Origin of the sequence: Methanobrevibacter sp. TLL-48-HuF1 (genome assembly GCF_023617305.1) — an archaeon.
Lineage (GTDB): Archaea > Methanobacteriota > Methanobacteria > Methanobacteriales > Methanobacteriaceae > Methanocatella > Methanocatella intestini.
Genome location: NZ_CP081485.1, coordinates 202,351 through 227,468, shown reverse-complemented (window position 1 = coordinate 227,468; position 25,118 = coordinate 202,351). Strand labels below are relative to the sequence as shown.

Annotated in this window: 25 protein-coding genes and 1 pseudogene; 17 read left to right on the top strand and 9 right to left on the bottom strand. The window is 29.5% G+C overall.

Going from position 1 to position 25,118, the window contains the following annotated elements; genetic code table 11:
- Nucleotides 1-80: 80 nt before the first annotated feature.
- Complete coding sequence (locus K4897_RS01110) at nt 81-290, bottom strand: molybdopterin-binding protein (RefSeq protein ID WP_004034969.1); 210 nt, start codon at nt 288-290, stop codon at nt 81-83.
- A gap of 208 nt (nt 291-498) precedes the next feature.
- Here K4897_RS01110 and K4897_RS01105 point away from each other — a divergent pair, with 208 nt between their 5' ends.
- On the top strand, nt 499-2,727 hold the full coding sequence (locus K4897_RS01105; RefSeq protein WP_250416972.1) for a hypothetical protein: 2,229 nt from the start codon (nt 499-501) through the stop codon (nt 2,725-2,727).
- 196 nt (nt 2,728-2,923) lie between these two features.
- Here the strand turns inward: K4897_RS01105 and K4897_RS01100 are convergent, their stop codons facing one another.
- Genes K4897_RS01100 through K4897_RS01090 form a run of 3 tightly spaced genes read right to left on the bottom strand, consistent with a single transcriptional unit; the run spans nt 2,924 to nt 4,627 of the window.
- Nucleotides 2,924-3,361, bottom strand: a complete 438-nt coding sequence (locus tag K4897_RS01100) for a molybdenum cofactor biosynthesis protein MoaE (protein ID WP_019268346.1) — start codon at nt 3,359-3,361, stop codon at nt 2,924-2,926.
- Between the two features lie 4 nt (nt 3,362-3,365).
- Nucleotides 3,366-3,905 carry a nicotinamide-nucleotide adenylyltransferase gene (locus K4897_RS01095; protein WP_019267489.1) on the bottom strand — a complete coding sequence of 180 codons (540 nt, stop codon included), beginning with the start codon at nt 3,903-3,905 and terminating at the stop codon, nt 3,366-3,368.
- Between the two features lie 5 nt (nt 3,906-3,910).
- Nucleotides 3,911-4,627 (bottom strand): hypothetical protein, encoded by a 717-nt coding sequence (locus K4897_RS01090; protein ID WP_019264067.1) that lies wholly within the window; start codon nt 4,625-4,627, stop codon nt 3,911-3,913.
- A 125-nt stretch (nt 4,628-4,752) separates the two neighbouring features.
- On the opposite strand from K4897_RS01090, the gene K4897_RS01085 reads away from it, so the two are divergent.
- The 6 genes and pseudogenes from K4897_RS01085 (at nt 4,753) to K4897_RS01060 (ending at nt 7,682) form a co-directional block, all read left to right on the top strand.
- The gene (locus K4897_RS01085) at nt 4,753-5,424 is read left to right on the top strand and encodes a hypothetical protein (RefSeq protein WP_250416276.1); all 672 of its coding nucleotides are present in this window, start codon (nt 4,753-4,755) and stop codon (nt 5,422-5,424) included.
- Entirely contained in the window at nt 5,425-5,940 is a 516-nt protein-coding gene (locus tag K4897_RS01080) for a DUF367 family protein (RefSeq protein ID WP_019264065.1), read from the top strand.
- Between the two features lie 161 nt (nt 5,941-6,101).
- Nucleotides 6,102-6,223: pseudogene (locus tag K4897_RS01075) on the top strand (ArsR family transcriptional regulator); the annotation flags it as partial.
- 164 nt (nt 6,224-6,387) lie between these two features.
- Complete coding sequence (locus tag K4897_RS01070) at nt 6,388-6,987, top strand: DedA family protein (RefSeq protein ID WP_250416275.1); 600 nt, start codon at nt 6,388-6,390, stop codon at nt 6,985-6,987.
- Between the two features lie 144 nt (nt 6,988-7,131).
- Complete coding sequence (locus tag K4897_RS01065; RefSeq protein ID WP_004034072.1) at nt 7,132-7,278, top strand: 50S ribosomal protein L40e; 147 nt, start codon at nt 7,132-7,134, stop codon at nt 7,276-7,278.
- A gap of 263 nt (nt 7,279-7,541) precedes the next feature.
- The gene (locus K4897_RS01060) at nt 7,542-7,682 is read left to right on the top strand and encodes a hypothetical protein (RefSeq protein WP_250416273.1); all 141 of its coding nucleotides are present in this window, start codon (nt 7,542-7,544) and stop codon (nt 7,680-7,682) included.
- 86 nt (nt 7,683-7,768) lie between these two features.
- Here the strand turns inward: K4897_RS01060 and K4897_RS01055 are convergent, their stop codons facing one another.
- Nucleotides 7,769-7,918, bottom strand: coding sequence for a hypothetical protein (locus K4897_RS01055; protein WP_250416271.1), 150 nt, complete (start codon nt 7,916-7,918; stop codon nt 7,769-7,771).
- Between the two features lie 34 nt (nt 7,919-7,952).
- Between K4897_RS01055 and K4897_RS01050 the strand changes: the two genes are divergently transcribed.
- The 7 genes from K4897_RS01050 (at nt 7,953) to K4897_RS01020 (ending at nt 16,897) form a co-directional block, all read left to right on the top strand.
- Nucleotides 7,953-8,360 carry a hypothetical protein gene (locus K4897_RS01050; RefSeq protein ID WP_250416270.1) on the top strand — a complete coding sequence of 136 codons (408 nt, stop codon included), beginning with the start codon at nt 7,953-7,955 and terminating at the stop codon, nt 8,358-8,360.
- A 19-nt stretch (nt 8,361-8,379) separates the two neighbouring features.
- Nucleotides 8,380-8,646, top strand: coding sequence for a hypothetical protein (locus K4897_RS01045; protein WP_250416268.1), 267 nt, complete (start codon nt 8,380-8,382; stop codon nt 8,644-8,646).
- A 749-nt stretch (nt 8,647-9,395) separates the two neighbouring features.
- Nucleotides 9,396-10,148: a geranylgeranylglyceryl/heptaprenylglyceryl phosphate synthase gene (locus K4897_RS01040; protein ID WP_094516433.1), complete on the top strand. Its 753-nt coding sequence runs from the start codon at nt 9,396-9,398 to the stop codon at nt 10,146-10,148.
- A gap of 60 nt (nt 10,149-10,208) precedes the next feature.
- Nucleotides 10,209-11,267, top strand: a complete 1,059-nt coding sequence (locus K4897_RS01035) for a DNA double-strand break repair nuclease NurA (RefSeq protein ID WP_019264053.1) — start codon at nt 10,209-10,211, stop codon at nt 11,265-11,267.
- 18 nt (nt 11,268-11,285) lie between these two features.
- On the top strand, nt 11,286-12,797 hold the full coding sequence (locus K4897_RS01030) for an ATP-binding protein (protein ID WP_250416265.1): 1,512 nt from the start codon (nt 11,286-11,288) through the stop codon (nt 12,795-12,797).
- A gap of 126 nt (nt 12,798-12,923) precedes the next feature.
- Nucleotides 12,924-14,147, top strand: a complete 1,224-nt coding sequence (locus tag K4897_RS01025; protein WP_250416264.1) for a DNA repair exonuclease — start codon at nt 12,924-12,926, stop codon at nt 14,145-14,147.
- Nucleotides 14,144-16,897, top strand: a complete 2,754-nt coding sequence (locus K4897_RS01020) for an AAA family ATPase (RefSeq protein ID WP_019264050.1) — start codon at nt 14,144-14,146, stop codon at nt 16,895-16,897. Before K4897_RS01025 ends, K4897_RS01020 begins: the two co-directional genes overlap by 4 nt.
- A gap of 32 nt (nt 16,898-16,929) precedes the next feature.
- On the opposite strand, the gene K4897_RS01015 is transcribed toward K4897_RS01020, so the two are convergent.
- A complete protein-coding gene (locus K4897_RS01015; protein ID WP_019264049.1) occupies nt 16,930-17,331 on the bottom strand; it encodes a hypothetical protein in 402 nt (133 codons plus the stop codon).
- Nucleotides 17,332-17,426: 95 nt separating this feature from the next.
- On the opposite strand from K4897_RS01015, the gene K4897_RS01010 reads away from it, so the two are divergent.
- From K4897_RS01010 to K4897_RS01000, 3 genes are all read left to right on the top strand, one after another.
- Nucleotides 17,427-18,707 (top strand): Mur ligase family protein, encoded by a 1,281-nt coding sequence (locus K4897_RS01010; protein ID WP_250416262.1) that lies wholly within the window; start codon nt 17,427-17,429, stop codon nt 18,705-18,707.
- 85 nt (nt 18,708-18,792) lie between these two features.
- The gene (locus tag K4897_RS01005; RefSeq protein WP_019264047.1) at nt 18,793-19,977 is read left to right on the top strand and encodes a hypothetical protein; all 1,185 of its coding nucleotides are present in this window, start codon (nt 18,793-18,795) and stop codon (nt 19,975-19,977) included.
- Nucleotides 19,978-20,021: 44 nt separating this feature from the next.
- The gene (locus K4897_RS01000) at nt 20,022-20,681 is read left to right on the top strand and encodes an NTP transferase domain-containing protein (RefSeq protein ID WP_019267481.1); all 660 of its coding nucleotides are present in this window, start codon (nt 20,022-20,024) and stop codon (nt 20,679-20,681) included.
- Here the strand turns inward: K4897_RS01000 and K4897_RS00995 are convergent.
- From K4897_RS00995 to K4897_RS00985, 3 genes are read right to left on the bottom strand one after another with little or no spacing between them, the layout of a single operon-like run.
- Nucleotides 20,664-21,341, bottom strand: a complete 678-nt coding sequence (locus K4897_RS00995) for a DUF169 domain-containing protein (RefSeq protein ID WP_019264045.1) — start codon at nt 21,339-21,341, stop codon at nt 20,664-20,666. The two genes, K4897_RS01000 and K4897_RS00995, sit on opposite strands and share 18 nt — an antisense overlap.
- A 26-nt stretch (nt 21,342-21,367) precedes the next feature.
- Nucleotides 21,368-22,594 carry a PD-(D/E)XK nuclease family protein gene (locus K4897_RS00990; protein WP_250416260.1) on the bottom strand — a complete coding sequence of 409 codons (1,227 nt, stop codon included), beginning with the start codon at nt 22,592-22,594 and terminating at the stop codon, nt 21,368-21,370.
- Nucleotides 22,595-22,610: 16 nt separating this feature from the next.
- Nucleotides 22,611-25,070 carry a DEAD/DEAH box helicase gene (locus K4897_RS00985; protein WP_250416259.1) on the bottom strand — a complete coding sequence of 820 codons (2,460 nt, stop codon included), beginning with the start codon at nt 25,068-25,070 and terminating at the stop codon, nt 22,611-22,613.
- Between the last annotated feature and the right edge of the window lie 48 nt (nt 25,071-25,118).

The following is a 25,118-nucleotide window of genomic DNA, read 5'->3' as shown; positions in this document are numbered from 1 at the left end:
TTAATAATGATTCTGGCTTTTTGGTTGTAGAATTTGGATTATATATTGGTATTGGTGATAAAAAATAAGTTTGTAGGTAATTATTCTTTACCTACAATAATTTCAGTTGATTTGATGATAGCTGTTGCATCATCTCCTTCTTTTAAACCGAGTTTTTCAACGGATTCTTTGGTAATTAAAGCTGTAATTTCACCAGGTTCTTCAACTTGGATTTTAACACTAGCCATAACTCCACCAGTTTTAATGTCGGTTATTTTTCCATTCATTTTATTTCTAGCACTGATTTCCATTTTAAAATCTCCTTAGGATATTTTCAATAATATATTAACATCGAATTGCATATAAATCTTTCGTTTTATGGAATATTAAAACTTTTTACAACGATTACATATTTTTTTACATATCGATATTTAAAGTATTATTTAAATACAATATATTAATATGAATAAAAAGGTTGTATTTTTAATAAGCTTATTTTTTCTGCTGTTAACAATACCATTGGCTGCAGCTGATGATAATATAACTCAGGAAAATTTATGGTATGTAAAAGCAGGATCTGATGATGGAGACGGTTCCAGCAGCAATCCATTTAATTGTTTAGATTCAGCATTAAACAAAGCTAATGATAACGATACTATTATCGTCAATAATGGATATTACAATGGTCCTCATAATAACGGACTGGAAATATCAAAGAATAATCTGAATATTATTGGCTGTGAAAACACTGTTTTTACCGGGCAAAATTATGAAAACTTTTTTAAAATAACAGGCAATAACATAACAGTTAAAGGAATCACATTTACTGAAGGGTATGGCGGAATAACTGTAAATAAAGATGCCAGCTTAAAAATCATGGATTCAAAATTTATTGAAAACAGCGGAATCAATGGAATATGCATTGATAATCACGGTAATTTAACAGTAATTTCCAGCTATTTTTCAAATAATACAGCAATACGTGATGCAGGATGCATATCCAGTCTTGAAAGGAGCCATACAACAATAATTAACTCTACATTTGAGTTTAATAGTGCTGGAAGAAATGGAGGAGCACTTAAAATAAATGATTCTTATGCAGATATTTTCAATTGCAGTTTTATTAATAACACAGCTTCAGGTAATGATAATTATGGTGGAGCTGTTTATCACTGGACAGGAATAACAAGAATTTATAATTCATCATTCATTAATAATACAGCAGGCAAATGTGGCGGAGCAGTTTATACAAACGGAAAAAATGGATATGGGATTTTTGAAAGTTATAACTGCGAATATTTAAACAATACATCTCCGGAAGGTGGGGCAATTTATATAAGAAGTACAGGGGGTCAGATTAACTATTGCGGATTTATCAACAATACCAATACAATCTATTATGAAAATTTCAGGGAAAAAATGGATTTAAATGATAACTGGTGGGCAGATAACAATCCGAATTTCAGTAATTTAATAAACGGTCAGATAAGCATTAAAAACTATACTGCTGTAAAACTGAATATGGATTCTGAAGTTAAAGTTAATACGCCAACAGCTATTAGGTTGATATGGAACAATGCAGTTTTTAAAAGAAATGCAATATTTAAAAGCACAGGTGGGGATATAATCGGAAACATATTCCAGACAAATACTTCAGGTAAATATGTAATAACAGCTATTGTGGACAATGAAATCTTAAATACAACTGTTGATGCAGTTCAAAATGCATTTTTAAGTCTTAATGATCTTGAGATGTATTATAAAGACGGTTCCCGATTAATGGCTAATTTGTCTGATAATTTCAAAAAGCCAATAGCTAATGCTATAGTAACATTTAATATCAATGGAGGAGTTTATAATCGAACAACAGATAATGAAGGTTTGGCATTTTTAACAGTCAATTTGAAAGCTAATCACTATCTGGTTAATGTAAGTTATAATGGAAACTTCATTTACAATCCAACTGAAGCTAGCGGAAAAATAAATGTCAAATCAACTGTTTTAGCTCGAGATACTGTTTTAATGTATCAGAATGGTACAGAATTCATTGCTGAATTTTTAGATAATACTGGATGTGCATTAGCTAACAGCAAAGTTAAATTCAATATTAATGGTGTGTTTTACACTCGTGAAACTGATGGTAAAGGTGTAGCTAAATTAGGAATTAAATTAAGGCCGGACAATTATATTTTAACTGCCTATAATCCGGCAAATTCTGAAGAAAGAGGATTCAATATCACTGTAAAAAGTTTAATTGCAGCTTGTGATTTAACAAAATATTATTTAAATGCTTCCAAATTCAATGTAACACTTTATAATAAAGATGGAAGTTTAGCTATTAATAAAAATGTAACATTCAATATAAATGGAATATTCTACACCTGTGAAACTGATTTAACTGGTTCAGCTAGTTTAGCAATCAATTTAAGACCTGGAAAATATGTTATTACAACAATCTTTGACGGACTTGAAATAGGAAAGCAGGTTAATGTATTGCCGACATTAGTAACGCAAAATCTTATTATGGACTATCTGGACGGCAGCAGATTTACAGCACAGGTGCTTAACGGTCAGGGCAGACCACTAGCTAATCAAAATGTTTCATTTAATGTAAATGGAGTGTTTTATCATAAAATTACTGGTGCTGATGGTTTAGCTAGTTTAAATATTCGGTTAATGTCTGGAGAATACATCATAACCTCAATATGGAACGAATTCCAGACAGGAAATACCATAAAAGTTAGTTAATAATAAAAATAATTTTAATTATATGAAAATACCTGAGTTAAAATAGCTGTTGCATCATATCCGAAGACTGTCTGAAGTGCGAAAAATAAGAAAATCAGTGCCAGAACAACAAAAATAAACTTAATGTTTTTTACTATTAAGTAAATGACTAAAAACAGGATTATTAATTTAATAAAAAAAATTAGAGGTATAAAAATCAACCTCCAGCCAGTATTGTTTTGCTTCCATTATCTGAAATTTCTTCTTTTTTAAACTCAACATCATATTTTACTTTTTCAATTACTTCTTTTAGTGCATCAAGTGACTCTCCTCTATGGCCACCTAATACAGCAACTAAAAACAGACTGTCTCCTGTGTAAAATTCTCCAATATAATGTATTACAGATATTTCAAAAACATTGAATTTGATTTTTGCATCTTCAACAATATTTTCAATGTCTTTTAAGGTTTTTTCTTTATCGGGTGTAGTCAGTATGAGTTTTTCAAGGTTCATATTTTCTTCTTTTCCACGAACAATACCTTCAAAAGTAAAGATAGCTCCAGAATAATCTACTTTGTTTGATTTTTTCAAATCAGCTATTAAATCAGCCATTGTTACTTTATCTTCTTTTGCTTCAATAACTCTAACAACCATTTTTTTAATCTCCAAGTTCACTTATTTCTTTTATAGCTAAGTTTTTTAATCTTTCAACACCATTTATTTCTTTTACAACATCTATTGTAGCTTGAGGAACAAGTTCCTGCCAGTTTTCATCTTTAAGCATTCTTTTTCTAATTTCTGTTCCGGATAAGTTCATTCTGTCATAAAGCGGAGGATTTCTGACTTCAAACCCTTCTTCATAAAAGAGCTGTTTAACTAATGAATTTCCAGAATAAACAACAGAAAAAGGAGGCGTCATCATCTTAACATGAGCAACCCATATTGCATTAAAATTAATATCTTCCATTGGTATGATGTAGTAGCTACCCGAATCGATATTATTTTCAATTAGTGCATGATTTAACATCACTACACGTTCTCCTGCAGTAAACGGGTCTTTTAATTCATGACTTTTTTGAGCACTGCCGATTCCTATTATTATTTCATCTACTTCTTTCAGTGTTTTTTTAATGACTTCAATATGTCCATTATGGACTGGCTGCATCCTGCCGATTAATATTCCGCGAATTTTTTCCATATTAATCACTTTTTCAAATTATCTAATGTGTAAATTAGTTTTTCTGCAGTATTATGTTTTTCTTGCAAGGAATTTGTAATACAGGTTTCCATTAATAATGTGTTTATTCCTTGAGCAGCTATTGGCTCTGTAACTTTATGAGGACTTGTACCTTCTGTAAAGTTAAAATTCTCAATACTTAAATTATCCGCTATTATATGAGCATATTCATTTGATTTTGCACTATTATTTGATATTGAATAAATAAAATTGGAATATTCATATTTAGGATCAATTTCATGAACATCAATTACAACAAATGGATTATCTGCTTTTATATTGGGAACAATAAAGTCATGAGCTAAATTTTCACCAGCAGGTCTTGTGTCATCACGTGAAGTTAGATTATCATTTGCAACAACATAGTAAATTACGAATTTTTTAGTTAAATTATTCGTTCCGTTTTCTCCTGTAATATTAGCAATCGTTTTATTTACTTCTTCATGGATTTCATGTTCTCTAGGATGAACTCCAAGGATTACCCCAACAGTATCATTAGAAGAATTGTTTCCGGCTATAATTTTATAAACTGTTCCGTTTTCATTATTTCCCACAGTTGTCATATTATAGCAGTTTTCATCATCACTTTTTTTTTCAGGGTGGCTGATAACAACTGCAGTGTTTATCAGTACAACACCTATTAGAATGATTAAAATTAATTCGTACTTTGCTTTTTTATTCATAATTAACAACTAAAATTCTTTGTTTAATAAGTTATTGTTTTTAGTATAATAAAAGTTTTTGTAAAATTATATAAAACATGTTGATTAAAATTAAATTATAGTAAACTTATTAATGGAGTTTTATAATGGAAAAAAAGAATATGATGATAATAGCCGCAGTTGTTATTTTGGCTATTGTAATTGTTGTAGGTTTTATTTTTATTTCTGGTAATTCTAATGATTCATCTAAAGGATCAACTTCATTTTCTTCTCCTTTCATGGTGGGTAGTTTTGTAGGTAATGTTTCTTTAGAAAATGATTCTCTAGATTATGCTCATGCGTATAAAGATAAAGCTCATGATATAGAATATAATATTACTACAATGGATAATGCATCTGCATTAATGGAAATTTATGAATTCCAGGGTATTGGTACTCCGGAAAAAAGAACTTTCAATGGTCAGGAATGGAATATTTACTTTGGTGAAGCTGTTCCTAATAGTGGAGATAATAATTCTACAAAATCCAATGATACAATGGGAATTATTATTTGTGAAGTTCAAAAAGAAAACCAGGGTTATGTTATTAATGTAATCTTTGGAAATAATTCAGATGTTAACTTTACTAAAAATACTTATGGTGATTCATATATTGATTATGTGGAACCATTACTTAAATCTATTAGTTTAAAAGAAAGCAAGGATGTTCCATCTGTAGCTGATCAATTCGGATTGTCTCAGGATGAATTTAATCACCAAATTGATTTAATACATCAATATGAAGCAGGAAATACTTCTGTATTGGAAGGCAGTGTTTAAATGAAAATTACAGTTTTTCATGCAAATGAATGTGATAGAAAGAAATGCACTTCTATTAAAATGGAAAAATTAGGTAAATGTAAATTAGTATATAATATTAATAAAATACCTAGTGGAGCTGTTGTGTTAAACCCATTTGCCCAAAAAGCTGTTTCATACGAAGATTACAGATATGTTCACAGAAGAGGAATTGTAGGACTTGACTGTTCATGGAATGAAGTATCAAGTTCTAAAAAATTCTTCTCTTTATCTAAATATCATAGGTCTCTTCCGTTTTTAATAGCCACTAATCCTGTTAATTATGGGAAACCATGTATTTTATCTACTGTTGAAGCTATTTCAGCTACTTTATATATTACTCGTTTTAAAGATGAAGCAAAAGATATTTTAGATGGTTTTAAATGGGGACATACATTTTTAGAATTAAATCATGATCTTTTAGAATCTTACAGTGAAGCTGATACTAGTAAAGACGTTGTTCGAGTTCAAAACGAATTTTTAGAATCTAAAGAATAATTTTAGATTTTTATTTTTTTTTAAAAGCCGCTTTTTGATTTTTAAGTCAGTAAAATTACTGCAGATAATATTTTATAGTCTAAATTCTAAAACTGATATTATAATTTTATTTTAAGGATTTTTTGATTATGAAACATATGGAAAAGTTGCTTTGGTGATTAATCACCGGTAAAAAGGAGGCATCAACAGAGCTAAAATTATTAAAAAGATTAATGAAAAGCCATGTAATGCCAATCAATTAGCTGGTGAACTTAATTTGGATTATAAAACTATTAAACATCATTGATTTATATTACATTAGCTATTGCAGCTGTTGTTGGATTTTCAAGAATCTATTTAGGTGTTCATTATCCGATAAATGTTTAGGCGGTAGTGGTGTAGGTGTTTTGTCTGGTTTTGTTGCTTTAAAATTAGGAGACTATGTATTTAAAAATTTAGGTGTATATAATGGCAATTACTGAAGTTTTATCAATGTTTGTAGTTCATGTTATTGAAACATTAGGTTATTTTGGTGTTTTTATAATGATGACATTAGAAAGTGCATGTATTCCTTTTCCAAGCGAAGTTATAATGCCTTTTGCAGGCTTTGTAGTTCAGGAAGGGCAATTAAGTTTTCTTGGAATTGTAGTTATCGGAACTTTAGGAAATCTTGTTGGATCTTTAATAGCTTACTTTGTTGGTTTGAAAGGCGGAAGACCAATTTTAGAAAAGTATGGAAAATACATTTTAATTACTGAAGATAAACTGGATTTGGTTGATGATATTTTTAATAAATATGGGGCAGCAGCAGTATTTGTTGGGCGTATTTTACCTGTTATAAGAACTTTCATTTCCCTACCTGCTGGTATAGCCCGTATGGATATTAAAAAGTTTACACTTTACACAGCACTTGGATGTTTGCCGTGGACTTTAATACTTGCATATTTAGGTGTAATATTAGGTCAAAACTGGTCTGTTCTTACTAAGTATTTCCATATTCTTGATGCGGTTTTAGTTATTGCTGTTGTAGGTTTGATTTTATATTGGTGTTATAAATTTAAGAAATAATGAGGGTTTTAACTAAACATTTAAATACTATTAAAACAAAATAATTTATTAATAGTTATGATAATTAAAATTCTTATTTTTGTTTCATAACATATTTTCTTTAATTAAAATTACATTTTTCATGATTATAAGGAGGAGTTATTAATGGCAAGATTTGAAGAAGCAGAAAACAGAATGTTTAATGTTAAAATCTGTTTAAAATGTAATGCTCGTAACCCTGCTGCTGCAACTACTTGTAGGAAATGTGGGTACACAGGTTTAAGGTTCAAAGCAAAAGAACCAAGAGGATAATCTTATTCTCTTTACTTTAATTTCTTTTTTTTAAGGCTTATGTCTTTTTTAATATAATAATTACTTTATATGTTTATTTCTGATATTTTTTAGGTAAAAATCCTTGCAGTTTAGCTAATAAAATCATTTTATTAGATTTTGATTGCTTTAAGTGCTAAAATAGCTAAAACTGAGGTTAGTACAAAATACAGTTTTATGTTAAAGTTACTATTCTAACTGCTGAAGATGCTGATGTCTGCACTTTATGTTTGGATAATGTTTACTTGTTTAATAAAAGTGAGGATAATGTTTATCGTCTTGGTTTAAAGGATAATGTGCATCGTATTAGTGATTTGGATAATGATAGTATGTTGTCTGTGTATCCTAATTGCCGTTGTACTTATTTTGAGTGTCTGAGACAGTAAAACTGGAGGTAGTGTTGAGCCTGAAGTAATTAACCTAACACTATTGAATGAATTGTCTGCTACCAATAATTTAAATAATAATTACACTAAATATATTCTAACGATAAACTAGGCATTCCTAATGCAGATAGGTATGCTATTGAAGTCAAAGAATTAACAGATAAAGAATTCTTCCTTGACAAATTAAAAAAAGCAGCAGCATCACAACCACCAAATAAATCATAGAGAGTAGACATTCCCGATGATACTTCATTCTTTGATAATTGTAGAATGTTCATCACCAAGAATGGGAGTACAATAGCTATTCGTGATGATGGGGATATTATAAGTGTCTGTGCAAATAATTCCGGCAATGTAAAAGACAGTAGTAGTTCTTTATTAAAATTCGCAACAACAAAAGGCGGAACCAAACTAGACAGTTTTGCAGGTAATTATGAGTTTTATCGCCATTGTGGTTTCGAACCAGTAACTCATGTTGAATTTAATGAAGAATATGCTCCACCAGGATGGATAAAACAAAGAGATAAAGCAGAGCATGTAATATTCTTTAAATATACTGGTAGACAAAGTAGATATACTAAACCTGAACAGTTTTATGAAGCAGTTTCCCCAGTAACTGGTGACGATGCTTATGATAAAGCATATGCAATCAGGGATGAGAGCCAAAACACACAATAGAATAAGAGGAAGAGTAATAATGAAATCTGAAACTAATAAAGAATCAAAATATCCTATGACCTATGAAGAATTCAAAGAAAGAGTTATTGAATTATTTTTAGGAGAAGCTGATTCTCCAAAGGATTTAGAATTTAGAATGTATCTTCTAAATGAATATGGAGATGACATAATAAGGGGAGAATACGAAGACGCATGTTATTATTATGATGATCCTAAAAGTCCAGATAATGAATTCACTGATGAAGGTTTGCTTATGCAACCAGTCCGTATACTTGAAATGATTTAAAGTAGAAGTAATGATATTATTTTTCAATGTTTATGTATCCTTTCTTAATCACATAATCTGAATTATCATTTGGAGTATAAAAAAAAGGGGGGGTTTTTTTTGTTCTGTTTTATTTTAGTTTCTTGGGTTTCTTCTGGAATTGTATTCACCTCCTTTTAATTTATATTTATAATGTATAATCCTTTCATATAATCTATATTTTTTTTTCTAACTGTCTACTGTGAATATTGAAGAAGATTAAAATATGTATTTTTTTGGTTTTCTTCAAAAAAATATCATTTTTTTTATCGCCTAAAAAAAATAACTAAAAAAACCGGAAAAAACATCTTTTTAATATATAGTAATGGTGGGGGTGAATAGTTAACACAACCCCCCTTACTATTAAAAAAAAGATTCCTAATATAATAATGATCATGACACTTAAAAACAACCAATTCCGCGTCTACTTACCTTAACCAAAAACCAACAAACAAAATATAACTTAAACGAAGACGGGACACTAAACATAATTGGAATAGCAAGTACAACAACCCAAGAATTGTAAAAATGATATTATACAATCACCAGCTGTAAAAGCATTGAATGTACTTGTTTTATGAGGTCTGTAATAAAATATTAAAAACATAATATAGAATTATTAGATGAAAAAAGAACAGAGAGTAATAAAATCTCTAACTGATGTAATTAAACATTAATTTAATATAATATTGTTTACACAAATAGTTATATTAAGATATTTAGGGATTTTTATGGAAATGGTCGAAGAACATATTAAAGGCATATTAAAAAATAGGAAAATTCATTTTACTTTAATTGATCCGGATGAACAAACACCTCAGGAAGCTTTAAACATAGCTGAAGAAGCTATTCTTGGTGGAACTGATGGAATTATGATTGGTGGATCAACTGTTAATAATGATGAAGTTGATGAAACTTGTAAAATATTATCTGAAAATATAGAAGTTCCAATTATTTTATTCCCTGGAAATATTAATAGTGTAAGTAAATATGCTGATGCAATTTTCTTTATGAGTTATTTAAACTCTACTAATCCTTATTGGATTTATGGTGCTCAGGCATTAGCTGCACCAATTGTAAGGCAAGCAGGAATTGAAGTTTTACCAATGGGTTATATGGTTGTTCAACCTGGAGGAACTGTTGGCTGGGTAGGAGATGCTAAATTAGTACCTAGAAACAAACCAAAAATACCTGCAGCTTATGCAATGTCTGCTGAACTTTTAGGAATGAGATTTTTCTATATTGAAGCAGGTTCCGGAGCAGATAAACCAATTCCACCAGAAATGGTAGGATATACTAAAAAAGCTACTGAAGACATGATAATTATTGTTGGTGGAGGTATCCGTGATGGTGAAGCTGCATATACAGCAGCAAAAGCTGGCGGAGATATAATTGTTACAGGAACAATTGTTGAAGAAACCAATGATGTTAGAGGTAAAATTGAAGAAATTACATCAGCTATCAGAAAAGCTTCAATAGAATAGTTTTCAGACACTCTTACCTAATTTTTTTATTATTTAACTAACTTATTTTTATTAGAGATTATGTTAAATTCATTATATATTAAAGCAGCTAGTAAAAGAGGATCCATTAAAGAAATTATCCCGGAACTTGAAGGAAATTCCATTGTTTCAGATAATTGGAACGAAAAAAACATTACAGGCAGTGATGATGAATTTTCAATTGGCGCTGGTGACGGCAGTTTCAATAAAAAGAAATTTTTAGGATTTAACTTTTATGCAGTAGCTGCCGAGTCATTGATTTTTGACGGACAACTTAAAACAATTGAACAAAGTGACATTGATAAATTTCCTTATTTGTCATATTTGGATGAATTTTTAAGTAATTATATGTCTATTTTTGAGCTTAAATGCTGTTTAAGTTCTCTTGAAGAATATAATGTGGATTATTATTTAATAGACGGATCTATTTATGGAGATTTGCAGAATCCATTTCCAAGAGGTGTTGAAACATCTGCCAAGGCTAAAAAAGATTTGATATCTGCTACATTAAATGATTTTGAAGATATGGTTAAAAATCCCTCTGATAAAAGTGTTTATTCTCCAAAATTATTTAATAAATATTTTAAGATCTATCAGGAGCAAAAATATCCTTATATTTTGTATTTAACAACTATTGAAAGATTAATAGTCTTAAAAGAGATTTTAAAGAATCCTAAAAAAATGATAGCTATTTCTAAAAGTTCTTCAAATAATGATATTTTCCATAGTAATATTCCGGATATAGCTATTTTTGATAAATACACTCAAAAACAGGGTATTTCAAGAGTAATTCGTAAAAAAGTATCAAAAGATATTAATACAACTTTTCCAGTTTTTGATGAATTTTTTAAGGATTTAAAATTTACAATTTTTTATTTAAGATTAGATGATTATAAAAATGTATTGAAAGTGGAGCTTCCTTATGATGCTTCTATGGCTGAAATTGAAGAAATTGCCGCAAAACTTAAAAAGTTTTCAACAGATGGATATCCATATCTGCTTAAAAAAGCACATAATGATGTGGTTATTTCAGATAAAAACATAAAAGAGCTTATTAATATAGCTAAAGTTCGTGAAAAATCAGGTAGGGAAATGTTATAAATTAAAGGTGTGATATTGATGATTATAGGAAGATGTATAGGGGAAATTTCATTATTGGAAGTTGATTTTATTTCAAATTCAATGCCTCAGGTTGGAGAATATGTTTCCATTAAATATGACGGGAAAAATGTGTTGGGAATGATTGAAAACTTAGTTAGAGGTAATGTAGCATTAAATAGTGAAATATATGATGTAGATGACATTGAAACAATAACTAAGGTTAGCGGAAATGATTTATATGTTAAGGGAAAAGTTCGCTTACTTGGTGATGTAGATGATAATTTAAAGCTGCCAAGGATTCCTGCACCTCCAGGAACTCCGATTACAAAAGCAGATGATGAACTTCTAAAAAAAGTATTTAACTTGAAAAATCCGCTGAAATTAGGGACATTAGTTAATCAGAGTGATGTTGAAGTTAATGTGGATGTAAATTCTATTATGAACAGGCATTTAGCTATTTTAGCTATGACTGGAGCAGGTAAATCAAATACAGTATCTGTTTTAATTGATGGATTATTAAAATACAATGCTCCTGTTTTTGTTTTTGATATGCATGGAGAATATGTTGATGCCACCTTTACAAATGGTAAGGTAAATGTTATTGATCCTGTAATAAATCCTATATACATGTCCTTTTCAGAAATTAAAAATTTGGCTAATATTAAAGGTTCGGCTCATATTCAGGAAAGATACTTCAGAAAAGCATTTAATGAAGCTCGTAAGGTTATAAGCAGTGGTGGATCTAGCTCAAAAGACTTTTTAGAAATTATTTTTACAATTTTAGAAGACAAGTACAATGATGAAAACAGTAGTTCCAATGAAAAAACTAAAATCATGGATGTTATGAATAAGGTTGATGATTTAAGAGAAAAATATGATAATCTTTTCAATATAAATAAAGGCAATATTTTAGGAACTATTAAAATAGGTAAAGCCAATGTTTTGGATTTAAGTCAGGCTGATGAATCAACTGCTGAAGTTCTTGTAAGTCATATTATGAGAAATTCATTGCAGTATAGGAAAAATGCAGTTCATAAAACAACCAATAAAACCTTGGATTTCCCGGTATTTTATATTCTTGAAGAAGCACATATTTTAGCTCCTAATAAAAGAGATTCCAACTCCAAATTCTGGATTCAAAGAGTAGCAAGAGAAGGACGTAAATTCGGTCTTGGATTATGTTTGGTAAGTCAGTCTCCAAAAACAGTGGACCATGATGCATTATCTCAAATGAATAACATGATTATTTTAAGATTAGTTGAACCTGAAGATCAAAGGCATGTACAATCAGCTAGTGAAAGCTTATCTGGTGATTTGGTAAAACAGTTACCTTCCTTAAATGTTGGTGAAGCTATTTTAACAGGACTTATGACAAATGTTCCGACACTGGTTAAAATCGATGAATTTAAAGGTCGCAGACATGGTGGAGACTTGGATATTGTATCTATGCTGGATAATTTTAAGGAAGATGAAGCTGAAGAAATCAAAAAACAGGAAGAATACATTCTTAATTTAGGTTACGACTATTGATTTAATCATATTACTTTTCTAATGCTACCATAATATTAAATATTACTATTAGCTATATAATTAATTGTTAAATGCTTTAATTTTAGAGTGTTTGTTGGTTATATAAAAAATTTAAAAGGTAATATAATGAAATTTGCACATTTGGCAGATACTCATTTAGGTTATAGACAATTCGGCTTACTTGAGCGGGAAAAAGACTTTTATGAAGTATTTGATAAAATTATAGATAAAATAATCGAAGAAAAAGTTGATTTTGTAATACATAGTGGAGATTTGTTTGATTCAGCAAGACCATCACCATCTGCTCTTTTAGCTTTTCAAAAAGGTTTGCTTAAATTAAAAGGTGCAGGAATACCAATGTATGCTATTGCCGGAAATCATGATGTTGTAAATCGTAATGGAGCTATACCTCCTCAGGTATTATTTAAAAAATTTGGTTTAAAATTAATAAGCACAATTAATACGAATTATATGCATGATGATGTTTTTATTGCAGGATTGCCATTTCTTCCAGCTTCCCAAAACAAAAATCTTAAAAGCAAATTAGATGAATTGTCCAAAAAAGCAGAAAATCATGAAAAATCTATTCTTGTTTTACATCAGGGAATTGACAAATATTTCAATTTACAGTATGAATTGGAAATTGGAGATATTCCTGATAATTTTGATTATTATGCATTAGGCCATATTCATAATTATATTTGTGATGATTTTGGTAAAGGAAAACTGGTTTATCCTGGATCAACTGAAACATGGAATGTTAATGAGTTAATAGACCTTAAAAAGAATGGTAAAGGTTTTATTGTAGTGGACTTAGACGGACCAAAAATGAATGTTAAAAGAATTAAAATGGATATTCCTCGTGAATTCATTGTAAAAACTATTGATTATAGGAATTTAGGTGCTGAAATAGATTCTATTAAAAATACAATAAAAGACTTTGATAAACAGCCTATTTTAAATCTTAAAATCAACAACATTGATTCAAATATAGGGGAAATATATGAATTTATTAATAGGGAACTTGGTGATTTGGCATTAATGATCAGGCCTACATTTAATGTACTTGATAGGGAAGTGGATGTTAATGCTATTATTAATGATAAAAATGCTTTAGGTCCTAAAGAGCTTTTAATTGATGAATTAAAAGAGTATGATAGTGAAGATGTCAATAATTTAGCTATTGAATTATATGACTTGCTTTCAAAAAATAAAACAGATGAATCTGAGGATTTAGTTAATCAATTTTTCAATGAAAAATACAATATTATAAATGATGATTCTGGTGATGAAATAACTGAAAATAAACCTGAAGACGATCAGGTAAGATTTAGTGGGGCTCTTCAATGATTTTTACAAAATTAACATTAAACAATTTCAAATCCTATAATCATGAAGTTATTAGATTTGGTGATGGGATTACAGTTATTGTAGGGGAAAATGGTGCTGGAAAATCTACTATTTTAGAAGCTATTAGTTTTGCATTATTCAAACAACATACTGCTAAAAAAATTGATGATTTAGTGAGAAATGGCAGTAATGAAAACATGTATGTTGATTTGGAATTTATTTCTAATGGTAAGGAATATAAAATTCATCGTGAAAAAACCAAATCAGGTTTAAAATCAACAATTCTTAAAAAAACCACTTCTAAAGGTCAATTTATTCCATCATGTGCTGGAGATAAAGAGGTAGCTAATGAAATTCAGTCTATTTTGGATATTGATTCAGATTTGTTTTTAAATGCAATTTACATAAGGCAAGGAGAAATTGCAGAATTAGTTGATAAAACTTCCTCTGAGAAAAAACAATTAATTGGAAAATTATTAGGTTTGGATTCTCTGGAAAAAGCCTGGAAAAACTTACAGCCTATTATTAGCAATTATGAAAAAGCTCAGTCAGAACTTAAGGGTAAGTTATTTTCATCTGAAGAGTTAAAAGAGGAATATAATCATAAAAAAGCATTATTGGATAGTCTTAAAGAAAAAGGGCTTGCTTTAGAAAAACAGATTGAAGAAGTTAAAGAGATGAAAGCTGAAAAGCAAAATGAAAAAACCAATATGGAAAGAGAAAAAGAAATCTTTGATAACTTCAATAATAATTTAGATGCTGAGAAAAAAAGATTGGATTCTCTTGAAAATGATAAAAGAGCACTTCAGGATAATTTAGATGAAATAAAAAAAGCCGAAGAGCAAATTGTAAGATTGGAAAAATTTGTTAAGAAATTACCGTTATACTTGGACTTTGAAAAATCTGTTACAAGTATTCAGCAGTTGGAACTTGATAAACAAAAAATTGAAAAAGATTTAGATTCAATTGCAACACAGGAAGAACTTTTAGCATCTAAAAAAGAAGGATATAATAAATTTTTAGTAGCCGATGAGAAAATTGAAAAATTAAACAATCAAAAAATTAATCTTGAAAAAGAATTAGCTACTCTTACCCAACTTGAAAAAGATAAAAAGCAACTTCTTAAATCAATTGAAGGAAATAGAAATGAAATTGAAAGTTTTTTTTCTGTAACTAAAGATAAATTATATGATAGTGGTTTGTCTCAGGATATTTTAGCTGATGTTGATAATTTCAGTCATTTAGAAGAGGTTACCAACAACTTCAGTGAGGAAGTTTCTAATAAAGTTAAAGATTTAAGTCTTGAGATTATTTCTAAAAATGAGGAAATTGTTAAATTTAAACAAGCTATTGATACAGCACAAAAACCTTTAGATGAATTATTGGATGTTGAAAATAAATGTCCTGTTTGTAAATCTGATATTAATCCTCAAAAGAAAAATGAATTAATTGATTCTTATAATAGTGAAATTAATGTTAATAAGAAAGCTATTGTAGAAAATAATGAAAATATTCGTCTTTTGAATAAAAATAAAGATAGTTTTGAAGAAAAATATAATAAACTTCAGGATTTATCTAAAGATATTATAGGATATAAAAATAAATTTGACAATTTAGAAAAAGATTTGGTTAAACTTAATGAGATTGATGAAGGATTAGAATCTAAAGAGTACACTAATAATAAATTAGGTGAACTTATACTGGATATATCTAAAGAAAAAATTGGCCGTGAAGAAAATAAAGAAGATTACAATGCATATATAAAATCAAAAGGAGCACTAGATGTTTTAAGTAGTAAAACTGAACTTCAATATAAATTAAATCAGGTTAATAATGAAATTGATGTTCATGTTAAAAATATCAAATTAGCTATTGACCAAGATCCTCATTTAAGCGGTGATATGAGTACTGCTGATTTACAAGCACGTATTACTGATTTAAAAAATAAGGAAGAAGAATTTAATCAACTTAAAGGTTTTGTTCAAAATAAAAAAGCTTTTGAATCTCAGTTAACTTCTAAAAAAGATGATATTGGTGTTTCACTTAATCAAATTGAAATCTTGAAAAATAAAATAAATGCTTCTGTTTATGATAAAGAAAAATATGAAAAAGTAATTTACTTTTACGAAGTTTATGAAAGAAGATATGATGAGTTTACAAATGAGCTTTCAGGAATTAAAGGTCAAGCTAAAGAATTAATAGCTAATGTCAATGATTTAACAGAAAAAATATTAACTAACTATAAATTCCAACAAGAATATAAAAACACTACAGATTATATTGATTTATTGAATCATATTAGAACATTATATTCTAAAAACGGTATACAAAAAGAGTTAAGGAATCGTTCAAGGCCTGTAATTCAAAAATACACTAAGGACTTCTTTGATGAATTTAACTTTAATTATTCTGATTTAACATTGGATGAGGACTATGAAGTAACTGTATTTGGTCCTGAAGGTGAATCTTCAATGAGTATGGTTAGTGGTGGTGAAAAAATAGCTATTGCCCTTGCTTTAAGACTTGGTATTACTCAGGCTATGGCAAAAGGTGATTTGGACACTATTCTTTTAGATGAACCTACAATACATTTAGATAGCTTTAGAAGACATGAATTAATTAATCTGTTAAAAGACATGACTGTTTTACCGCAAATGATTATTGTGACTCATGAAAGTCAGCTTGAAAATGCTGCAGATAATTTGATTAAAGTAGAAAAAGATAATGGTATTTCAAAAGTATCTAGTTAGATACTTTTATTTAATTTTTTTAAGTGATTAATTTAGATTCTGCCTATTTCCTCAGCATTTTTTATTGCATCTATAATACAGTTAGCATTCCATCCTACAATTGTTGATGCTTCTTTTTCCAAGTTTTCAGGAACTTCTTCAAGTCCATGTGGTCTTACAAGAACTATGGGAATATTATAGTTTTCACTAGCTTTAATTAAATCATTAAAAGTTTCTTTATTGTAATTATATAAACCTGCTAAAAGTATTATAACATCTATTTTTTCAAAAAATTCTTTATTGGCTGTTGAATAAGACCCGGAAATAGATTCTTTCCATAAAAAATCATTTTTAGAATACATTTGTTCAATAAATTTCATATATTCCTTATTTTTGTCATAACCGTTACTAATGATAAGACGATATATTTTATTATCATTTTCCTCTTCAAACATTATTTCACCTTTTAAATGAATTATGAATGTTATAATATTTATACTTGAATAACAATATTTTATACTGTTATAAATAATAATAAAGGTATTTTTTTATGAAAGCAGCAGTTATAGGTTTAGGTGTAGAAGGAAAAAAAGCAGTTAATTCTCTTTTAAATCATGGTTGGGATGTTTATGCAACTGATTTAAATAGTAAAGTTGATTTATCAGATTTGGAATTACCTATGATTTCAATGAATTTGGTTAGTGGTGATGAAACTGTTTCTATTGTTTCTGATAATTTAACTGTTGATTTAGGTTTTTCAAATTCACATGCAATTGAAGAATGTGATGCAATAGCGATTAGTCCCAGCATGTATGGGGGAGCTTTTGCAAATAAATTGCTTGAAAAAGGTAAACTGTTAAGTAATGTTGTAACTAAGCATAAAGACCTTTTTACTATTGGCATTACTGGAACTAATGGTAAAACTACTAGTGTTCATATGTTAAAAACTATTTTGGAAAATGCTGGTAAAAAAGTTTTAGTCGGTGGAAATGGTGGTGGAGGCTTTTCAGGTTACTATGATTTAGTTTTAGAAGCCTCAAACGACGATTATGATATATTACTTGTTGAAGTTTGTGACATGACACTTGATTTTTGCAATTATTGTTTTGATTTTGACATGGTAGGTCTTACTAATATTGGTAATGATCATATGAATGTTCATAAGACAATAGCCAATTATAAAAATACTTTAGTGAGATTCTTTGAAGGAAAAACGATTTTTACAGCTTTTAATCAAGATTTCAATGCTGATTTTAAAGAAGTTGCTGATAAAACTATTCCTTTTTTTGAATATGATGAAAAGTTACAGGTTTGTGGTAGATTCAATGCATTAAATGCTGGTTTGGCTGCAGCTATAGCTACTGAATTAAAAATATCTAAGGATAGTATTATGAAATCTTTAGCTGATTTTAAAGCAGTTGAAGGTAGAATGAATGTTTATAAGATTAATAATGCTTCTATTTTTGTAGGTAAAACTGATAATTCTGATGCATTAACTTCAGTTTTAAGTGAAAATGATTTCTATGCATTATTTATAGGCACTCCTAGAGCTAATGAAGAACATAGATTAAGTATTTTAGATGAAGCAGTTAAATATAATCCTGAAGTCATTGTTCTGTTTCCGGGATTAGATGATACTATTGATATGGGATTGTATCGTTTAAATAGTCTTGGTTATGAGGGCAGAATTGAGATAGCTAACTCATTAGATGAGATAATTGCCCTTATTGCTGAATTCTCTCATGAAGATGCACTTTTCATTGGAGGTAACGGTCAGGAAGCTATTATTGAAATCCAGGAAAGAATAAGGCTCTTGTCTGAAAACCTTTAGTTTGTATTCATTGAAATGAAAATATATAAATATAATAGTAACTAAATATACTATTGTTATATTATTATTGAAGGTGTTAAATAATATGAGTTATAAATGGAGAAGTACATCTATTAAGATAATATTGGCATTATTCTTTATTTCTTTACTTTTATTCGCATTTTCTTTTGTAAATCATAATACATACACTGGTGAATCCTTTGCAAATGAATATAATTTGCCTATTGGCCAATCTATGTTTGAAGGGGATTCTATTTTAGGTGAGAATCAGTCAATTCAGGTACCTTTATTAGGTAATCTGCCTTTTATAGCTCACCAGATTACCAGTCTTGATTTGCAGGGTATATTAATAACTTTAACAACAGGAACTGTTCCATTTGACTTTGCTACAATATCTAGTGAAGGTATAGATTCTTATGGTAAAGCACAGGGCTTTGAAGGTCCAGGTTATTTAACTTATGAAGGTAATCAGTTAGCTGTTAAAGCGCCACATACTTATGTATGGGGTTACAGTGCACCTTATAAGGTTTTAACCAAAACATCTGATGGTGTTGATGTTGTAGAAAATGGTACTGTCGTTAAATCAATTCCTACTTCAGAAATTAAAAACACTGATTTTGGAAGTAAGTATTACAATACTACAACTATTCAAAATTGGTATAATTATGATTCTGACAAATCTAATTTCACATTAGAGCGAGGAATTGTTAACTTTTCTGATGGAAGAAATGATATAAGTGCTGGTAATGTATCAATTATATTTGGTAACAATGTATCTGATTATGTAGCTGCATATCCTGATGGCACTCCTATTGTATTGTATATGGGTAATGTTACAGAAGAGGATGGTGAAGTTTATTCTACTTCTTTAGGTTCTCACCCTGAATATGGGGATGGGGTAAGAGAATTTAATGCAAGATCTTTTGTAGATGCATGGAATAATACAGTAATTCCACCAAATTCAAGTGGAAATGGAAAAGCATATATTGATTTTGGTTCTGCTTCTGACAGTAATGCTCCTGGAGGTAGTGCTTCTCATGGAGTATGTCCGCCAGCTAGGGTATTAAGAGCAGCTGTTCTTGCTGAAGGATTTGGATTGCCAGTAGGTATGTGTGGAGATAATGATGCAGTATTATTTGGATTTAATCCTTCTGAAGATATTAAAGTTACAAATAATCATGATTATCCAGTTAAAATAGTGATGTGGACTGAAGGTTCAGGTCCGAGTATGGCAATTTACGGTAAGATAGAAAGATTTATTCCAAGTTGAAGATAATTATTTATCTTTTATTTTACTTTTTTTTAGTGTTTATTATGACAGTTTCAGCTATTATTACCGCTGCAGGTAAAAATTCCCGTATGAGAAAAGATCAGATTTCTAGAAATATTTCAGTAAAAAACAAACTTATTCTTCCGTTTCATAATAAAACTGTTTTAGAGACAACTATTGACAATGCATTATCTTCAAATGTAGATGAATGTATTGTGGTATTAGGCCATTATAGTGATGAAATAAAAGAAGCTATTTTTGATAATTATAAAGACTCTGTAAAATTTGTAGAAAATAATCCTGTTGATGTAGGTTTATCAGTATCTCTTTTAAACGGTTTAAAAAATATCAGTTCTGATTTTGCACTTTGCATAACTGGAGACCAGCCAACAGTATCAAGTGAAACGTTTGATGAAATGATTAATGTTTGTAAAAATTCAGATAATCCTGAAAAAACAATAGCTATTTTAAGACGTAGAAAAACAGGTTTATTAGACACTGCTGAGGGATTAGGAATGCCTTTTGTAGCATTTAAAGATAATTTAATAAAATATTTGGAAAATGAAAATGATAATTTAAATCCAATTTTAAGAAAAATATTTGATGATGGTTATACTTTTTATGGTATAAAAGAAAAAAATGAACTGGAATTATTAAATATAAATCATTATGATGATTATTTAAAGTTATTCGATAACTTTTAGGTTTGAAATAACTTCTTCTAATTTTTCACCACTAATTCCAATAGTCATTTCATTGTCTTTAATATCTGCTGCATTTCTGGAACCGTCACAGCCTAATGTGAAATTAACTCCACCAGTTATAAACGGATTAGCTAAAGCGTCACCACAAAGTGATTGGATACCTGCAAAATTAGGTCTGACTTTATCTCCTGAAGAATAAACAATAGTTTGAGCTAATTTCATTCCGCCAACAGGTTCGGTAATTATTAAAACTACATCGGGTTTGAAAGTAGCTTCGTCTAAAGGTGAATATACAATTCCCCAATATCTTTCTTTTATTATTGAAAGTTTTTCAGTAGCTGCTTTTGCAGTTTCCAAATCTTTAAATCTTCCTAATTCAAAATATTTTTCTCCACTAGCTAATTTAGGAGGCATATCTCTAAGACCAATAGCTCCAGCTCCACCTAAACAGGCTTGCTGTTCAATAGTACTATAAAATTTTTCCCCATATGATGCTTTTCTAATCATTTCACAATGTCTGACCTTTTCATCTATTAGATCATAGCCTTCAGGAAGTTCATCTTCACTAGCTAAAAGTTTAACAGCTACTGCTTTACAGGTTAGTTTAACATTGTCTTCAAGTACTTTACTATACTTTTGATTGGTTTCTAAACTACTCATAATATCACTTACTTTATATATTTATTTTAAGGAATAGTAAATTCTTTTGTTTTTGTTTTTTTATTTTTACAGAATGTTTTGAAATCACATGCATCACAGGTTCTTTCATCCCCCTGTGCTTTCCATGCATCCTGAATTTTACAGCCTTTAATTTCTTTAATTAATGATGATTCAATATTATTTACAACATTGTCAAATTCATTCAAAGCCTTTTCAATTTCATCAGGGTTAATATTGATTATTCTGATTGATCTTGCTGTTTTAAATTCGGAACTTAATTCAGGAACTTTAGCGTCTTCATCCCAGTTTTCAATTAGTGCAACATCTTCTTTAAATTCATCATCTTTCGGAATATCAGTTAGATTATTATGAATATCCTGCTGAACAACAATCAGATCTTCCTTTGAGGGAACAAGTTCATTTAAATAGAAAATAATTCCTGCAACAATTGGTTTGGCATCTGCCTGCTGGTGTCTAAGCCAGGCATATGTTAAAATTTGCCATTTGTGACGAATCCATGTTTCATCATCATCTCTTTGATTTGAAGGCCTTCTCATTCCTTTATAATCAATAATTACCTCATATTCATCACAGTCAATGTTATGCACATGCTCTTGAAATTCTTTATCATTTCTCAGATATTCGATAATCTTATTTCTATAGGAATCCAATGTTGTCTGTTGGGTATTTTCAATTGTTTCATTAATTTTTAATGAGCTTAAGACATCAATAACACCATTGATGCCATAATAATTGGAACGGCTGGTGTTTTCATCGTAATTAGGCATATTTCGAATTCCTTTTATCAACAGTTCTGCAGAATCAATTAAAGGGAATAAATGAGGACCCCAATAATTAATAGCCCTTTCAGCTCTTGCACTGGCTAATTTTTTATGGTCTCTTTCATTAACATCAACATTTTCATTACTTGGATGATTTGTTGAAAAGAAATGTTCTTTTGGAGGATAAAGCCCCCTTACCTGTAATCTTGCATCAATCATATTTTCAATAGGTCTGATGTCTTTTTTCCAGTCCCATGGAAACGGTGTTTTATTTAATTCCCATTGTAAGTAAGCTTCTTCCATTACTCCATGTATAAATTCTCCAAACCATAATTGTATAGGCATTGATGGAGGAAGAGTACCTTTATTCTGATATCTGTACTGTAAGTTACAAGTTAAAAAGGAGAGCAAATCTCCAGTTAAACTATATTCCGGAATCATATATGCTTTTGATCTTGAAGATAATTTCATTTTTAAGCCTCCTTTTTTATATTAGATATATTTCATCAAATCCAACTAATTTTTCATCTCTGCTCCAGCCAAGTGCAACATTAGGAATTTGTTTAAGATTATTGTTAACTGAATATCCGTCAAGGGAAGATATTAATCCAATAAGCAGCAGAACATTTTCAGCTCTGGAAAATGCCACAAAATAAAGTCTTGTCAAATCATCAAAGGATCTGTCTTTTTCACTTCTTTGTGATTCTCCAAGAGAGCTGAAACAACGTATACTGTCTTCAATACTTCTGTTTTCAGGTTCAATTTTTGGAAATCTTAAGTTTTGAGTATTGAAAGTGTTCTTTTTAAATTTGCTGCCGACATCAACAATTACTAATGGAAATTCCAGTCCTTTAGATTGATGAATAGACATTATATTTATTCTGTCATCAGGCAGTGTTTCAAGAAGGTCTTCGTCAATTCCAACTCCTCCGGTAGCTATTGGAATGAAAATATTCCAGATAGCTTCAAGAACTGATTCTCTTTCGGTTTTTGAATTGGTAAATACAATATTTCCGGAATACTTATTGAAAAATCCTGTTTGCTTAATTGACCTTGTAATAGCTTCCAGATACACGATTCCTTCAACATCTTCTTGAAGGTCTTCAATCCAGGTAGTTAATTTATAAGCCAGTTCCATCAGACTAGCACTTTCAGGCCATTTGTCACGATTTTTAGGGTGGCGGTTTTGCCAGGAAATTACAAATTCAGACAGTGAAACAGGTTCATTAGGTTCAGGTTTTAATTTAATGTAGTCTATTGCTCGGTATCTCCAGCGGGTCATGTTTCTATTAGCTAAATTCTGGATTTGTTTATCTGATTTTTGGATTATGCCTTGAGGATCAATACACTCTAAAATCAATCCGCAAAATATTGCAACTGATTTTATATCTTGCAGGTCTCTTCCTTTTGGATTGAAAACTTCAATAGGTTTTCTGAGTTTTTTAAGATTTTTTCTTAAGTAATAATTAAATGTTGGAGTGCTTCCTTTCATTTCTTTAGGAGAATATGATAAAATAGCTATATCTGATGCAGACCCGTATTCTTCATCTAATTTCAATGTAATATTTTCTAAATTTTTGCTTTTTTTAGCGTTATTCTGTTTTTGCTTGTTAATGATTTGTAAGTTTGAATTGCCATTTAATGTATTATAATAATCTTTATTTAATACTCTTCTGATTTTCAGTGATGTTTCTCCATTATTTATGAGATTATTAATTAGCTGAGTTAAATCTTTAGCTAACATTTCAGGGTTATTTCTAAACATTCCTAAAACAGGTATTTTATCTTTATCAAAATCAGGAGCAATGATTTTAGGTTTTTCATCTACTCTTGCTTTTTGATATTCCTTGTCTAGTTCTACAAAATGATTGCAGTGACTGATAATATTTTCACTGGACCTGTAGTTGGTTCTTAAATTAATCTCTTTAACATCAATTCCTAATTTGTCATGTGCACGTTTTTTGAAATTTGTAAACAAATCTACAGTAGCTCCTCTAAAACGATAGAGAGATTGGTCATCATCACCTACAACAGTTATACTGCCGTTGTTTTTTAGGGCAGACTGGGCTATTGTAAAGTAAATATCTTCCTGAATCAGATTGGTGTCCTGATATTCGTCAATTAGAATGATTTTTATACTGTCTAAAAAAATGTCCAGTTTATGATTTTTAAGTTTGTTTAAGAATTTGGATTCGAGCATCGGGAAATCTATAATGTTTCTATTTTGCAGTTCTGCTTCGTAATCTTTTATACAGTTAAGAGTTAAGTTAGCTCCGCTGCCTTTTTCAAATTTATCATAGATTTCATCAAAGTTCACCTGGTCATAGTACATTCTATTTTTCATATTCAAAATGATTTCTGCCATTTTTGAAGGTTCTTCCAGCTTTTCTTTAGGTGTAAAACTTTTAAGATATTCCTTTAAATTTTCATTTAAGTATCTGTTGTCTTTAAGAAGAATATTTGTCATAGCTGACTTTGTAACAAACTCTTCAATTACTAATGGCTGATTTGTTCCGGGCTCTCTATGAATTCTCAGCAAATCTTCAGCTACACTGTCAGTAGTTCCAATATTGATTTTGTTTAAGTCTATCTTTTTTTCAATGAAATTCATTAATTCCAGTTCTTTAATAGGGTCATCTTCAACAATATTTTCTAAAAGATAGTTTTTAATCTGATCTCCCCAACTTAAAATACGTGAATGTAACTCGTTTGCTGCTTTTCTGGTGAAAGTAGTTGCTAAAATTTCATCTGGAGCAATATCATCAACAAAAATATATTTAAGTATTTTAAGTACAATTACAGTAGTTTTTCCAGATCCGGGGCCTGCTACTATAAAAAGGGAGTCATTTGCATCAGATGAAATGGCTTTTTTTTGATCTTTATTTGAAGAAATGTTTCTTTTTAGTGTATTTACAACAATATCCTCAAATTCTTCATAACTAATCATTATTGTCCTCATTTTGTTAATTATTTATTATTTATATATGTTAACTAT

What these genes read in the sequence shown, in the direction of transcription:
- K4897_RS01110 (WP_004034969.1), bottom strand. Translation starts at nt 290, where the DNA reads ATGGAAATCAGTGCTAGAAATAAAATGAATGGAAAAATAACCGACATT.
- K4897_RS01100 (WP_019268346.1), bottom strand. Translation starts at nt 3,361, where the DNA reads ATGGTTGTTAGAGTTATTGAAGCAAAAGAAGATAAAGTAACAATGGCT.
- K4897_RS01095 (WP_019267489.1), bottom strand. Translation starts at nt 3,905, where the DNA reads ATGGAAAAAATTCGCGGAATATTAATCGGCAGGATGCAGCCAGTCCAT.
- K4897_RS01090 (WP_019264067.1), bottom strand. Translation starts at nt 4,627, where the DNA reads ATGAATAAAAAAGCAAAGTACGAATTAATTTTAATCATTCTAATAGGT.
- K4897_RS01085 (WP_250416276.1), top strand. Translation starts at nt 4,753, where the DNA reads ATGGAAAAAAAGAATATGATGATAATAGCCGCAGTTGTTATTTTGGCT.
- K4897_RS01080 (WP_019264065.1), top strand. Translation starts at nt 5,425, where the DNA reads ATGAAAATTACAGTTTTTCATGCAAATGAATGTGATAGAAAGAAATGC.
- K4897_RS01070 (WP_250416275.1), top strand. Translation starts at nt 6,388, where the DNA reads ATGGCAATTACTGAAGTTTTATCAATGTTTGTAGTTCATGTTATTGAA.
- K4897_RS01065 (WP_004034072.1), top strand. Translation starts at nt 7,132, where the DNA reads ATGGCAAGATTTGAAGAAGCAGAAAACAGAATGTTTAATGTTAAAATC.
- K4897_RS01055 (WP_250416271.1), bottom strand. Translation starts at nt 7,918, where the DNA reads ATGTCTACTCTCTATGATTTATTTGGTGGTTGTGATGCTGCTGCTTTT.
- K4897_RS01050 (WP_250416270.1), top strand. Translation starts at nt 7,953, where the DNA reads ATGTTCATCACCAAGAATGGGAGTACAATAGCTATTCGTGATGATGGG.
- K4897_RS01045 (WP_250416268.1), top strand. Translation starts at nt 8,380, where the DNA reads ATGAAATCTGAAACTAATAAAGAATCAAAATATCCTATGACCTATGAA.
- K4897_RS01040 (WP_094516433.1), top strand. Translation starts at nt 9,396, where the DNA reads ATGGAAATGGTCGAAGAACATATTAAAGGCATATTAAAAAATAGGAAA.
- K4897_RS01035 (WP_019264053.1), top strand. Translation starts at nt 10,209, where the DNA reads ATGTTAAATTCATTATATATTAAAGCAGCTAGTAAAAGAGGATCCATT.
- K4897_RS01030 (WP_250416265.1), top strand. Translation starts at nt 11,286, where the DNA reads ATGATTATAGGAAGATGTATAGGGGAAATTTCATTATTGGAAGTTGAT.
- K4897_RS01025 (WP_250416264.1), top strand. Translation starts at nt 12,924, where the DNA reads ATGAAATTTGCACATTTGGCAGATACTCATTTAGGTTATAGACAATTC.
- K4897_RS01020 (WP_019264050.1), top strand. Translation starts at nt 14,144, where the DNA reads ATGATTTTTACAAAATTAACATTAAACAATTTCAAATCCTATAATCAT.
- K4897_RS01015 (WP_019264049.1), bottom strand. Translation starts at nt 17,331, where the DNA reads ATGTTTGAAGAGGAAAATGATAATAAAATATATCGTCTTATCATTAGT.
- K4897_RS01010 (WP_250416262.1), top strand. Translation starts at nt 17,427, where the DNA reads ATGAAAGCAGCAGTTATAGGTTTAGGTGTAGAAGGAAAAAAAGCAGTT.
- K4897_RS01005 (WP_019264047.1), top strand. Translation starts at nt 18,793, where the DNA reads ATGAGTTATAAATGGAGAAGTACATCTATTAAGATAATATTGGCATTA.
- K4897_RS01000 (WP_019267481.1), top strand. Translation starts at nt 20,022, where the DNA reads ATGACAGTTTCAGCTATTATTACCGCTGCAGGTAAAAATTCCCGTATG.
- K4897_RS00995 (WP_019264045.1), bottom strand. Translation starts at nt 21,341, where the DNA reads ATGAGTAGTTTAGAAACCAATCAAAAGTATAGTAAAGTACTTGAAGAC.
- K4897_RS00990 (WP_250416260.1), bottom strand. Translation starts at nt 22,594, where the DNA reads ATGAAATTATCTTCAAGATCAAAAGCATATATGATTCCGGAATATAGT.
- K4897_RS00985 (WP_250416259.1), bottom strand. Translation starts at nt 25,070, where the DNA reads ATGATTAGTTATGAAGAATTTGAGGATATTGTTGTAAATACACTAAAA.